This window comes from Pedobacter insulae, from assembly GCF_900113525.1.
GTDB lineage: Bacteria > Bacteroidota > Bacteroidia > Sphingobacteriales > Sphingobacteriaceae > Pedobacter > Pedobacter insulae.
On sequence record NZ_FOPP01000009.1, the window covers coordinates 196,968 to 210,332 of the forward strand.

A 13,365-nucleotide genomic window follows, 5' to 3' on the forward strand; every position below is an offset into this window, starting at 1 on the left:
GCTGCACCGCTTTTACTGGTGCAGCGGATTTTTAAAAACTTAAAGAAATGAGAACATTTAAACATGGAATATTAGGTAAATGCTCCGGTAAGATCGGCAACCTAATAGCATATAATTACAGAGGTACGCAAGTTTTTAGGTCAGTTGCGAAGAAGAGTACAAAACCCGTAACAACCGCACAACAAGAACAGCGGATGCGCTTTGGCTTAATAGCGCATTTCCTTGCTCCCTTAAAAAGTATTGTAAACAAGGGATATGGCAATAGCAAGGCAACTAAATCGCAATTGGGGCAATGCATTGCCTACCATACCAAGCATGCCGTAAAAGGAATATTTCCAGACCTTGAAATAGACTATGGTAAGGTAGTGCTTACCACCGGAAGGCTCTTGGGGGTAAGCTACGCCGAGGTGTTTAGCGACAATGCGGGATGCCTAAATTTTAGCTGGATCGATCATCGGGCTGAAACGGATGGCGGAACGGACAATGTTATACTAATGGTATACAGCCCGGCTAGGGACAGGCACGAGTTTTTAAGAACGTCTTACAACCGTACCACCGGATTTGCAATGCTGCATGTGCCATTGGGGTTCTCGGGCGACAAGGTGCACTGCTGGATGGCTTTTATCTCTGAGAACGGGAAGGAGTTTTCTGCCAGCAGCTACTTGGGGGCTGTTGCTATCGCTTAATTAATCAAATCATAAACCCTTAATCAAAAAACATCATGACAACAATTAGCTTAAAAAAATACACTAGGCCAATGCCCATACCAGCTCTGGCAGGTTTACTGGCCGCCTTTTTACTATGGCTGTTCATCGCACATTTACAAAATGGAAATGCTGCTATTGGAACCATAGACCCTAGTATCTTACAGGTAATTATGCTCGGCATGGGTGCTTGGCTGGTGATCTTGGCCATTGCATTGTCCATTATCGGCTGGCTACTCTCGAAGGTTATCTCGCAACTAGAAGATTTATTTGAACCACTTAAAAAACTTACATCATGGCAACAGCACCTATTATATTTGGTATTATTTGCAGTATTGGTATTATCGGGCACGGGCTGCCTGATCGCAATCTGTTAGAAACCCCGACCCAAAAAAGGATATTGGACATTGCCCGTTCACAGCTCTGCGTAAGGGAAACAGGTAGGAACAATTTCGGCAAAGAGATCAAAGCATACCTAGCCTACACCCGACTTCCGGAAGGAAATCCTTACTGTGCGGCTTTTGTAAGCTGGTGCTATTTTAAAGCAGGATATAAACAGCCAAGAACCGCGTGGTCTCCTGCTTTGTTCCCGGTAGCTAGAAGGACTTTGATTCCCAAGCCTGCCGATGTACTGGGCATCTATTCGCAAAAGCTAAAACGAATTGCCCATGCAGGTTTGGTAGAGCGTAAACAGCATGACTGGGTTATCTCGATAGAAGGAAACACCAATGCAGATGGAAGCAGGGAAGGAGATGGGGTGTACCGCAAGTGGCGACATGTTAGGACGATTGCAAGGTTTGGCAAGTGGGTTGATTAGGTGTTCGGTTGATTAGGTGTTCGGTTGGTTAGTTGTTTGGGCTGGGTGGCACGTTAGGGCGGAGATTGCTTTGCTTCATACTTCGCAACTCCTCGCAATGACGCCAAGGTTAAAACACCATGCTACCAATCTGAGGGGTATGCGCCCTGCTTGCTGGCCTCGAATCTTAAGGAAGAGAGGAGCTAATTGTGATACCAATAATTTGTATTTAACCAAAATTAAACAAGATGGGCAAGTGGAGCCCTTCAGCGAAACGACTTCATCTTGTGGCTAAAAAACAATTGGCGAACTATCTGAACTTAAGATTCGCAGCCTTGATTTTTGGCTACCTTTTTATCAAGAAAAAGGTAGGAGCCACTCTGCGGCGATGAGCCGAAACCAATTCGTGTTAACGAATAAGAACTGCTATATAGATTCCATTTAACAATTAACCTAAAAAAGAAACTATGAAAACATCATACCTCAACATAACCTTCGCACTAGCGACCTTAACCTCTTGCCACATCTTACAAAAAGACAAGCTGACACTCAAAAACCTAGCGCAAAAAGAGCAGCTTCAACTTATTGAACAACGTAATACGCTAAGCGAACAAAGCCACCTTGTTCTCATTGACAGCAGCCATAACGATTTTAAAATGACGCTTTGGCCAAAAGGCAAATTTACATACAGCCTGGCAAAAGGTTTTGAAGGCGAAGCAGAAAAGATAATGATAACAGGTGTACAGGCCCGCCAAAAGGTATTAAAGCTTAAACAAGAAACAAAACACGATAGCACTAAAGTGACACTACATTATCAAAATGAAGCAAAAACTAAAACCATTTCTCAGAAGAATAAATTTAACGTTGGTTACAGTTGGGGATGGGTGATAGTTTTGGTCATAATCTTGGTAGCGATTTGGGTATATCGAAAACTGAAATGGTAAGTTTTTATGAGCAATCCTTCAACCCCCAAATTTCGTAAGTTTGCCATATGAAGCAAGAAAATGAGATAAGCATCTGCTGGTTACGCCGAGATCTTCGATTAAACGATAACGCTGCCTTATACCATGCGCTCAAAAGCAATTACCCAATATTGGTGCTATTCATTTTTGATGAAAATATTCTAAGCAAACTCACCAATAAAGCCGATGCGAGGGTAACATTTATCCATCAAGCTTTAACTAAAATACAAGATGAGCTTGCTGAAAAAGGATCTTCCTTATTGGTAAAACATGGTAAGCCCGAAGAAATATGGCAAACAATCTTAAAAGAATACCATGTAAAAGCCGTGTATGCTAACCACGATTATGAACCTTATGCGCGAGAACGAGACATGGTGATAGGTGAGACACTAAAAAGCCATTCTATCAATTTTTATACCTTTAAAGATCAGGTAGTTTTTGAAAAAGACGAAGTTGTTAAAACAGATGGCAAGCCCTATACCGTATTTACCCCATATTACCGAGTTTGGCTTAAAAAATTAAATGATTTCTATCTCAAATCTTATCATGCAACACCGTATTTTAAGAATTTACTAAGCATTAAAAGCTTGCCTTTTCCATCTTTAAAAGAAATAGGCTTTGAAAAATCTACTCGGCATTTTCCAAGCTCAAATTTCGAAGTAAAGCTGAACAAGTACGATCAAGAAAGAGATTACCCTGCAGCAGATGCCACAACCCGTCTCGGTATTCATTTACGGTTTGGAACGGTGAGTATAAGAGCGGTAGTAAAGGAAGCGCTAAAACAAGGTGCAGATAAATGGCTTTCTGAATTGGCATGGAGAGAATTTTACATGATGATTTTATGGCATTTTCCCTACAGTGCAACACATTCATTTAAACCGGCATACGACAATATAATATGGCGGAACAATGAAAGTGAATTTGTTGCCTGGTGCAAAGGGGAGACAGGTTATCCGTTAGTAGATGCGGGAATGCGACAATTGAATGCAACAGGTTTTATGCACAATAGGGTGAGAATGGTTGTGGCCAGTTTTTTATGCAAGCATCTGCTCATAGATTGGCGCTGGGGCGAAGCTTATTTTGCCAAAAAGCTATTGGATTACGACCAGGCGAGCAACATTGGCGGCTGGCAATGGGCTTGCGGCTCGGGAAATGATGCCGCACCTTATTTTAGGGTTTTTAATCCCGCCTTGCAGCTAAAAAAATTCGACCCTAAAATGGAATACGTGTATCAATGGGCACCAGCCTATAAACTCGCATTAGCCCCCGTGCCAATTGTTAACCACGAGTTTGCAAGAGATAGGGCGCTCAACGCTTACAAGAAGGCGCTCAATTAATTTACAACATCAAGAATCTCGATGTCGAAATCTAACACTGCACTCACAGGAATTTCAGCACTAGGCGGATTTAAACCATAAGATAGATCTGAAGGAATAAGAAGTCTTACTTTGCTCCCCTTAGTTACTCCAATTAATGCTTTTTGCCAACCTTTAATAAGGTTATTAAGTGGCGTTTCCATCTCATCTGATTGATCGAATACCGTTCCATTTAACAACCTGCCTGTATACTTAACTTTAATGGTGGAGGCGGGTAAAACAAAGTCGCCACTGCCTGCAACACTCGTATTTATATATACTCTAGAAGGATGCTTTGTAAAACCTGTCAACCCTTTTTCAGTCATGAAGTTGTTGATTTTGGTATCGTCTAGCTCCCATTGGGTGGTCTCGTTAAAAACTGTGATTTCAGAAATAATAACTTCATTAGGTGGAATATTGCCTTCTCCATTTTTGCCAAATGCTAAATATGAAGGAATAATGATCCGTACTTTGCCCCCTCTATTGATATTAAGCAGGGCTATTCTATAAGCTTCAGGATTTACATAACCCAAATAGGTTCCATCATTAGCATAAGCTTTAGGCGCATAATAGCTGGTTCCATTTAACGAGGTTACGGTATAGTTATAAAAAACAGAATCCTTATTTAACAAAGGGCCACCAGTACCTTGTTCTAATATCTGATAATAAAAGCCATTAGGATCCTTAACTGCAGTAATATTATTCTTTTGTATATAGGCCTGGATTTTTGCGTCATCAATACTTTGAATGCTTTCATATTCTTTTTTACAAGAACTAAAAAGCACGATCATGCCTAATAATGCAAGGGTATATTTGGTGATGGTTGTGCTAATTTGCATGTTATTGTACGTTTGTTAAGTCAACTGTAAAGTCTAAAACCGCATTTTTAGGGATGCCTGAGCCCTGAGGGGGATTAATGGAATACGCAAAAACAGATGGAACGATTAGTCTGATTTTACCGCCTTTTTTAATCAGAGGAATACCAATTTGCCAGCCTACTATCACTCTACTTAATGGGAAGTCGGCCGAGCCGCCATCAAATATTGACCCATTCAGTAACCTGCCCTCATAGGTGGTAGAAACTGAATTTGCGACGGTAACCTGCGATCCGCTACCAGGATTAAGTATCTGATAGTAGATGCCAGATTCATGTTTAATGGCAGGAATACTATTTTTTGTTATAAATTCTTGAATTATTGCGTCGTCTATCTTTAACTGTTTCTCCGGATCGTACTCTTCTTTTTTACATGATGAGAAGGCCCCAACAGTTAACAAAATTATTAAAATAAGCTTCTTTTTTAACATAATTGCACAAAAATAAGCTTTTAATGTGGACGGCACAATATTTAACCAATTTTAACAATTTTTCTGCTAGAAACAATACTTGTTGGCAGCGATAAGCTGTTGTGCTACCTGCTGGCGAGCCTGCTTCACATTAAAGGGTTCCATTTTGGTAAAGCGGCGTAGGCCCACCAGCATCATGCGTTGTTCATCGCCTTCGGCAAATGCCCATAGCGCTTCTTTCCCAGCTTTTTGTATGCCATCTACTGCCTCCACAAAATAAATTCGCATCATCGCTAACTGACCTTCACAAGCAGTTTCGCCGCGTAAGCTTACTAGTTTTTCTGTTCTTAACATGGCAGATTCGGCTATGTAAACATAACTGGCCATATCGGCAATATTCATTAAAATCTCTTGCTCTTTGGAAAGGCTCATCATGAGTTTCTGCACAGCAGCACCCGCCACCATTAAGGTAGCTTTTTTCAAATTAGCAATGATTTTCTTCTCCGCAGCAAATAGGGTACTGTCTTCCTCAGCAAAGTCGGGGATCGACATTAACTCTGCCGCCACTGCCGTTGCAGGTGTCATGAGATCTAACTCACCTTTCATAGCCCGCTTCAACATCATGTCTACTGTTAGCAGCCTGTTAATTTCGTTGGTGCCTTCAAAAATTCGGTTAATACGGGCATCACGATACGACCTATCCATCGGGGCATCGGCGCTAAAGCCCATTCCGCCATAAATCTGAACTCCTTCATCTGTTACATAATCCAGTACCTCTGAGCCCCATACCTTTAATATCGCACATTCTACAGCAAATTGCTCGGTCGATTTTAATTTGGCTTTGCCTGCATCCATGCCCTCTTTAACCAAGGCATCATAAGCATCATCAATATTTTGGCCTGCTCTGTAATTTGCTGATTCTACTGCATATATCTTCGCGGCCATTTCTGCGATCTTAAAACGAATGGCTCCATATTTCGAAATTTGCCTATCGAATTGAATACGCTCATTAGCATATTTTATAGCGTGATTTAGTACCTCCTTACTTCCGCCAATGGCAGCAGCAGATAATTTAATTCTACCAATATTTAAAATGTTTACAGCAATCTTAAATCCGTTTTCTCTCTCAGAAAGCATGTTCTCTACAGGTACATGGCAATCGTTAAAAAATACCTGACGTGTTGAAGAGCCTTTAATACCCATTTTATGTTCTTCGGGATTCATGGTAATGCCACCAAAGTCTTTCTCAATAATAAAGGCCGTTAAGTTCTTATCGTCATCAATCTTCGCAAAAACGATAAAAATATCTGCAAAACCGCCATTGGTGATCCACATTTTTTGGCCGTTAATAACATAATGTTTACCATCGGCGCTTAATTTGGCTTTCGTTTTGCCAGAGTTGGCATCCGAACCGGCATTTGGCTCTGTTAGGCAATAAGAAGCTTTCCATTCTCCAGTACCTAACTTAGGAATATATTTGGCTTTCTGTGTTTCGTTACCATAATATAAAATTGGTAAAGTTCCAATTCCCGTATGCGCCGAAAGGGCAACTGCAAATGAATGACCTGCGCCACATACATCGGCCACTAACATGGAAGTGTTGAAATTTTTACCAAAGCCGCCAAATTCTTCCGGGATTGAAACACCTAAAATGCCCAACTCTCCAGCCTTGTCCATTAAGGCAGGCATTAAACCTTCTTCCTGACTATCTATTCGATCTAGGATAGGGTTTATTTCGGCAGCTAAAAAATCGCGACAAGTTTGTGCAATCATTTGCTGTTCCTCATCAAATTCTTCCGGGATAAATACATCCTGATAATTAGTTTCTGTGATGAGGAATTCTCCTCCTTTGATTGTTTGTTTCATGTTACTAGTATCAATTAGCGAGTGTTAAGTATCAAGACATGATGCTTAGCGAGTCGCTTTATGTTTAATTTTTTTATTAATTTTTCTTTCCGTCATTGCGAGGAGTTGCGAAGCCCCGTCATTGCGAGGTACGAAGCAATCTATTCGTAGCATCTTTCTTTAAGATTGCTTCGTGCCTCGCAATGACGGGAACCCTCGCAATGACGGGTAACCTCGCAATGACGGGAACCCTCGCAATGACGGGGTCTTCGTGTCTAAGTAGGTTCTTAAAGCATTTCAAATATTCCTGCGGCTCCTTGTCCGGTTCCTACGCACATGGTTACCATACCGTATTTTTTATTTTGTCTTTTTAGTTCGTTAAGTATTTGCACAGAAAGCTTTGCCCCGGTGCATCCCAGCGGGTGGCCTAAAGCAATAGCACCTCCATTTACATTAACTTTGCGCTGATCCAGTCCGAGGGTTCTTATGATAGCCAGTGATTGGGAAGCGAAAGCCTCATTTAATTCTATTAAATCGATATCATCTTGTTTTAAGCCCGCTTGTTTTAGGGCTTTTGGAATGGCCTCTATCGGACCAATCCCCATAATGCGTGGAGGTACTCCCGCAATGCCATAACTTACTAGGCGGGCAATCGGTTCAACACCCAATTCTTTCATCTTCTTTTCGGAAACTACCAATACAAAGGCCGCTCCATCTGATGTTTGAGAAGAATTACCCGCTGTAACAACACCATCTGCAGCAAATACAGGCTTCAACTTTGCCAGCTTTTCGAGCGTAGTGTCTGCTCTCGGACCTTCATCGGTATCAACTACAAATGAACGAACCTGCTTCTTCATATTGCCATCTAAATAGGTCTCATTTACCGTTACAGGTAGCACTCCCGCCTTTAAATGTCCGTTTTTAATCGCTTCAACGGCTTTTAGATGCGAATGGTAGGAAAATTCATCCTGGTCTTCTCTACTTACCCCATATTCTTTTGCGACAGCTTCGGCAGTTAAGCCCATGCCCCAATACCAGTCGGGATTAGCTTTAGCTACTTCGGGATTTGGGACCAGCTTCCATCCGCCAAATGGCATACCCGACATAATTTCTACTCCTCCCGCAACAATACAATCGGCCATACCAGCTTTTATTTTAGCAACTGCAGTAGCAATAGTTTCTAAACCCGACGCACAATATCTGTTCACAGTTACGCCTGGAACTTTGTCGGTATCCAGTCCCATTAAGCTTATCATACGGGCAATGTTTAAGCCCTGTTCGGCTTCTGGTGTAGCATTTCCTACAATTACATCATCTATCTGATCTTTGTCCAAATTAGGTACAGAGGCCACCAATTCTCTAATTACGCCAGCGGCCAATTCATCGGCACGGGTGAAACGAAAAACTCCCCGGGGTGCTTTTCCAACTGCTGTTCTTAAACCGGCTATTATGTATGCTTCCATTTTTTAATATCAAGTAGTGAGTATCAAGTATCAGGGCGTGATGCCGAGACCACTCGCTTTATATTTAATTTTTGTTCAATTTTCTTTCTTTGCCTGGTAACCTTCGTTGTAAGGAAAATCGTCATTGCGAGGTCTTCCCGTCATTGCGAGGTCTTCCTGTCATTGCGAGACCTTCCCGTCATTGCGAGGCACGAAGCAATCTATTCGTTAGATTGCTTCGTACCTCGCAATGACGATTAATTTCTCAACGGTTTTCCCTTCGTTACAATACTCTGGATCCGTTCCAAAGTCTTTCTTTCTCCGCATAGCGACAAAAATGCCTCTCTTTCTAAATCCAATAGATATTGTTCCGTAACTTCTGTAGGCGATGACAGATCGCCTCCGCACATTACCCAGCCTAATTTCTCGGATATTTTCTTATCGTGTTCTGAGATAAATTTACCGGCATACATCGAATTTGCACCGGCATAAACAATTCCTAAACCCTGCTTGCCCAATACCTTAATATCTTTTCTTTGGATAGGCTTGGTGTAGCCTGCATCGGCAAGCTCGATGGCTTTTGCTTTTGCATCTGCTATCAGTCGACTTCTATTCATTGAAATCGCATATTTGTCTTTTTGCAAATAACCCAATTCAAATGCTTCAACAGCTGATGTAGATACCTTCGCCATGCCAATGGTTAAAAAGCGATCTTTCATCGTGTTCTGCACAATCTGATCGGCTTTGTATTCATCCGAAGCCCTTAGGGCAAATTCTTTGGAACCGCCCCCTCCTGGTATAAGACCCACACCAAATTCAACCAAGCCCATATAGGTTTCGGCATTGAGTTGCACAAAATCGGCATGTAAACTAAATTCACATCCACCACCTAAGGTTAAATTATGGGGAGCTACCACAACCGGAATGGAAGAATATCTTATCCGCATGGACGTATTTTGAAATAAGCGAACGGCCATATTCAATTCCTCCCATTCCTGCTCAACGGCCATCATAAAGATCATTCCAACGTTGGCCCCGGCCGAGAAATTTGCTCCATCGTTCCCAATTACCACCCCCCGGTAATCTTTTTCGGCCATATCTATGGCTTTGTTAATGGCAGCAAGCGTATCGCCACCAATGGTGTTCATTTTAGAATGAAACTCTACATTGATAATGCCATCGCCAAGGTCGATGATTGACGCACCTGCATTTTTCCAGAGTACTTTATTAGCTCTGATATTGTCGAGCACAATAAAGTTATCAGTGCCAGGAATAACCTGATAGCTTTTAGATGGAATGTCATAATACTTTTTAATGCCGTCTTCTACTTTGTAAAAACTTGTATTACCAGCGGCTAACATCTCATTTACCCATGGGGCAGGGGTATGCCCATATTTTTTCATGCCCTCAATGGCTTCAGGAATACCTACCGCATCCCACACTTCAAACGGGCCTAGATCCCAGCCAAAGCCAGCACGCATGGCATCGTCAATACGATACAATTCATCGGCTATCTCCGGAATTCGATCAGATACGTATTCAAATAAACCAAAGAAAGATGCTCTGAAAAGTTCGCCAGCTTTGTCTTTTCCAGTAGCGAAAACTTTCATTCTATCTTTTACATTTTCGATGGTTTTGGTAATCTCCAAGGTAGCCGATTTTACTTTTTCCTGCGGCCTATATTCGAGAGTCTTTAAATCAAGCGCTAAAATTTCCGTTTTGCCATCAGCAGATTTGGTCTTTTTATAAAAACCTTGTTTAGTTTTATCGCCCAGCCAATTATTAGCCTCCATTTTTTCTACATAAGCTGGAAGCTTGAATAACTCATGCGCCTTATCATTCGGGCAATTATCATAAAGCCCCTTTGATACCTTGATCATTGTATCTAAACCTACCACATCAGTAGTACGGAAAGTAGCCGATTTTGGTCTGCCCAGCGCAGGTCCCGTGAACTTATCTACCTCCTCAACCGTTAACTCCATTTTTTCGACCAAATGAAGTAATGACATGATGGAGTAAACACCCACGCGATTAGCAATAAATGCGGGGGTATCTTTACACAATACTGTAGTTTTGCCTAAGAACTTATCGCCATAATGCATCAAAAAATCAACCAGTTCTGGTTTAGTATGCGGAGTAGGGATAATTTCTAATAGGCGTAAATAACGGGGTGGATTAAAAAAGTGCGTTCCGCAAAAGTGGGCTTTAAAATCATCACTTCTCCCTTCGGCCATCATGTGGATGGGAATACCCGAAGTATTAGAGGTAACTAAAGTACCTGGTTTACGAAATTGTTCAACTTGCTCAAAAACCTTTTGCTTAATGGTTAGGTTTTCTACTACTACCTCCATTATCCAATCGTAATTGGCAATTTTAGCCATATCATCTTCAAAGTTGCCTGTGGTAATTCGATTTAAGTAGGCTTTACTATAAATAGGAGAAGGATTGGTTTTTAAAGTCGTTTGCAATGCGGTATTAACGAGTCTATTCTTTACTGCGGGATGGGTTAATGCCAAGCCCTTCGCCTGCTCTTCTGCATTGAGTTCTTTTGGAGCAATATCTAAGAGCAAAACCTCAACGCCAATGTTTGCGAAATGACAGGCAATGCGAGAACCCATAATCCCCGACCCTAATATGGCTACTTTATTTACTTTTTTCATCTTGATCTTTTTGAGCATAAGCCAAGGTTAATTGGTTTACTTTGTTTAAGGAATCAATCAATTGTGCTTTTTCTTTAGCATTGAGGTGTATGTTCAGATATTCATTAAATGATACCACTACATTTCTGGCGAGTTTCCTTTTTTCAATGCCAAAAGGAGTTAAAAAAACTTTTACGGATCTTTTGTCGCCGCTCGATGTTTCGCGGTAAATAAGGCCAAGTTCTTCCATATTGCTTAACATCCGCGATAAACTCGTAGCTTTAACACCCAATAGACCAGCTAGCGCAGAAACGGCAGTGCCCTCTGCCTCTATGTTTATTAAAACATAACCTATGGCTTGGGTAATGCCAAAGCCTGAAGCAATTTGGTTATAGGTATTGGAGACATTTTGCCAAACCACCTTTAAAAAATAATCTACTGTATCTTGTTGTTTCATTAAATACTATGCTTGCATAGCAAATTTAATGAATTAATATGATAATGCAAATAGAATTTAAAAATAAATTAACTTATTTTATTTCTCCTACAAACTTCCATTTAGTACTGAAGTTTTCAGGAAGCAGCTGATTAGTTAAAATCGCTCGTACCATTTCTACAGGCATATTATTTTCTTTTAAAATACGGTCATGAAATTGCAGATTGCTCATTTTGCCACTGGTAACCAATTCTTTATGTAGGGCTCTAAACTCTAAGCCGCCCAGCATATAACCAATTTGATAAAGGGGGCCATAACCTCCGGTAAACGAACGGCGTACTTCAGCTTCGGCATTGGCACGTTCAAAACCAACGCGGTCTACCAAAAAGTCAATACACTGCTTTGGTGTCCATTTATTTAAATGATAGTTCATAGAAAAAATGATCCTTGCACAACGGTGCATTCTCCAGAAAAGCATGCCGATTTTGTCTTCGGGAGTTTTAGGGAAATTCTTATCCCAAAGCAGCATTTCCCAATAGAGCGACCATCCTTCTGTCCAAAAAGGCGTACCAAAGCCTCTTCTATAGGGTTTATACCTGCTCTGCATAAAATATTGTAGGTTATGGCCTGGAATGAGTTCGTGGTGTACAACTGCACGTGAAAAATGTCGGTTGTTCCCTCTCAAGGTCATCATTTTAGCCTCTTCACTCATGTCTTCGGTTGGATAGGCAATCAAGACCGATTCGCCACCCAGAAAGAAGGGCGCAAATAATTGTTCCTGTGGAGTAAGCATGCGCATTCGCCAGCCTTCTTTTGCCATTTCCGGAACATCAAGCAACTTGTTTTGTTCAACAAAGTTGATGGCTTCATTGGCCAATTCATAAACCAGTTCTGGTTGTTTACCTAAAGCAGGATAGGCGTTTTTAACCTTTTCCAAAGCTTTTTTCCAATCGCTTCCAAAGCCCATTGCCTTGCTCGCTTTTAACATTTCGGCATCGCACCAGGCAAACTCTCTCAGGGCAATGGCTTCAATTTGTTCTGGGGTATAGGCAATCATTTCATCTTTTAAGAGATTCATGAAAGCAGCTCTGCCGATTGGATTGCCTAAAATGCCACTACCATCATCTTTTGCAATGGAAAGCTTAGCCATTTTACCGAGTTCTGCAGCATAATCTTTTAAGGCTTTCACAGCTTCTGGATAACTATTTTTAGTGGCCTTGGTAAACTGCGGGTCATACCCATCATAAAATTTATAGGATTCATTAAATACAGTAAGGTATTGATTGACAGTTTGCTCTGCCCAATTAGCCTGGATTGGATTAATTGCTAACTGTTTACTATTAACAGATTTGCTAAGGGCATTGATATCGCTTTTTAATTTCTCAAAGGCGGTGTTAACTGCTTGCCCATCTTGTTGCGTACCTATTCTTCTTTTTTGCTCAAAATCTATAATGGTCTTTGCAAAGGGAATCGTGAAATTGGTGCTTTTAAATTCATTATAGCCTTCTTGCAGGTTTTTCGTATCTACATTGATATCGCGTTTAAGCAAAATATAGTCTACGCGCTCATTTACGTTCAGTTTTTCAAAAGGCATGGCTTTTAACTTAATTAGCCAATCACTATAAAAACGCTGCATGCGTTGGAAATATTCTTCAGAACGCTTTAAAGTGTATTTTCTATTCAGCATGTTCTCATCAGCCTGGTATTGGTTAATGAACGGGCTGATAGCACTTGCCTCGGTAGGTGGAAGATTTGGCTTTTTGTTTTGGGCGATTGCTATTTGATAAATAGTGGTAAGCAGTAGGAATGCAAATATAGGCTTGCGCATAGTCGTGAAAAAATTAAAAAGTTAAGATACAAATTATCCCTTAACAACCTAAGCTAGGGGCGTTACTTCACTGA

At 41.1% G+C, this 13,365-nt stretch carries 12 protein-coding genes; 5 read left to right on the forward strand and 7 right to left on the reverse strand.

The genetic code is table 11. The features are described 5' to 3' along the window. Positions 1-47: 47 nt before the first annotated feature. From BM207_RS15215 to BM207_RS15235, 5 genes are all read left to right on the forward strand, one after another. Positions 48-686, forward strand: coding sequence for a DUF6266 family protein (locus BM207_RS15215; RefSeq protein ID WP_090996174.1), 639 nt, complete (start codon positions 48-50; stop codon positions 684-686). 35 nt (positions 687-721) lie between these two features. Beyond that, on the forward strand, positions 722-1,081 hold the full coding sequence (locus tag BM207_RS19030) for a hypothetical protein (protein ID WP_143095972.1): 360 nt from the start codon (positions 722-724) through the stop codon (positions 1,079-1,081). Continuing rightward, positions 1,000-1,521, forward strand: coding sequence for a C40 family peptidase (locus BM207_RS15225; protein ID WP_245768133.1), 522 nt, complete (start codon positions 1,000-1,002; stop codon positions 1,519-1,521). Before BM207_RS19030 ends, BM207_RS15225 begins: the two co-directional genes overlap by 82 nt. A 446-nt stretch (positions 1,522-1,967) precedes the next feature. Next, on the forward strand, positions 1,968-2,444 hold the full coding sequence (locus BM207_RS15230) for a hypothetical protein (RefSeq protein WP_090996180.1): 477 nt from the start codon (positions 1,968-1,970) through the stop codon (positions 2,442-2,444). Between the two features lie 47 nt (positions 2,445-2,491). Beyond that, on the forward strand, positions 2,492-3,799 hold the full coding sequence (locus BM207_RS15235) for a cryptochrome/photolyase family protein (protein ID WP_090996183.1): 1,308 nt from the start codon (positions 2,492-2,494) through the stop codon (positions 3,797-3,799). On the opposite strand, the gene BM207_RS15240 is transcribed toward BM207_RS15235, so the two are convergent. The 7 genes from BM207_RS15240 to BM207_RS15270 all read right to left on the reverse strand — a co-directional run bounded on the left by BM207_RS15240 (position 3,796) and on the right by BM207_RS15270 (position 13,291). Continuing rightward, a complete protein-coding gene (locus tag BM207_RS15240; protein ID WP_090996186.1) occupies positions 3,796-4,656 on the reverse strand; it encodes an FKBP-type peptidyl-prolyl cis-trans isomerase in 861 nt (286 codons plus the stop codon). The genes BM207_RS15235 and BM207_RS15240 overlap by 4 nt on opposite strands. A gap of 1 nt (position 4,657) precedes the next feature. Beyond that, positions 4,658-5,122 (reverse strand): FKBP-type peptidyl-prolyl cis-trans isomerase, encoded by a 465-nt coding sequence (locus BM207_RS15245; protein ID WP_090996190.1) that lies wholly within the window; start codon positions 5,120-5,122, stop codon positions 4,658-4,660. 66 nt (positions 5,123-5,188) lie between these two features. Further along, complete coding sequence (locus tag BM207_RS15250) at positions 5,189-6,967, reverse strand: acyl-CoA dehydrogenase family protein (protein ID WP_177217139.1); 1,779 nt, start codon at positions 6,965-6,967, stop codon at positions 5,189-5,191. A gap of 266 nt (positions 6,968-7,233) precedes the next feature. Further along, positions 7,234-8,409, reverse strand: coding sequence for an acetyl-CoA C-acyltransferase (locus tag BM207_RS15255; RefSeq protein WP_090996196.1), 1,176 nt, complete (start codon positions 8,407-8,409; stop codon positions 7,234-7,236). A gap of 236 nt (positions 8,410-8,645) precedes the next feature. Then, complete coding sequence (locus BM207_RS15260; protein ID WP_177217140.1) at positions 8,646-11,048, reverse strand: 3-hydroxyacyl-CoA dehydrogenase/enoyl-CoA hydratase family protein; 2,403 nt, start codon at positions 11,046-11,048, stop codon at positions 8,646-8,648. Beyond that, positions 11,032-11,484: a MarR family winged helix-turn-helix transcriptional regulator gene (locus tag BM207_RS15265; protein WP_090996200.1), complete on the reverse strand. Its 453-nt coding sequence runs from the start codon at positions 11,482-11,484 to the stop codon at positions 11,032-11,034. Before BM207_RS15265 ends, BM207_RS15260 begins: the two co-directional genes overlap by 17 nt. 73 nt (positions 11,485-11,557) lie before the next feature. Then, positions 11,558-13,291, reverse strand: a complete 1,734-nt coding sequence (locus BM207_RS15270) for a DUF885 family protein (RefSeq protein ID WP_218155063.1) — start codon at positions 13,289-13,291, stop codon at positions 11,558-11,560. Between the last annotated feature and the right edge of the window lie 74 nt (positions 13,292-13,365).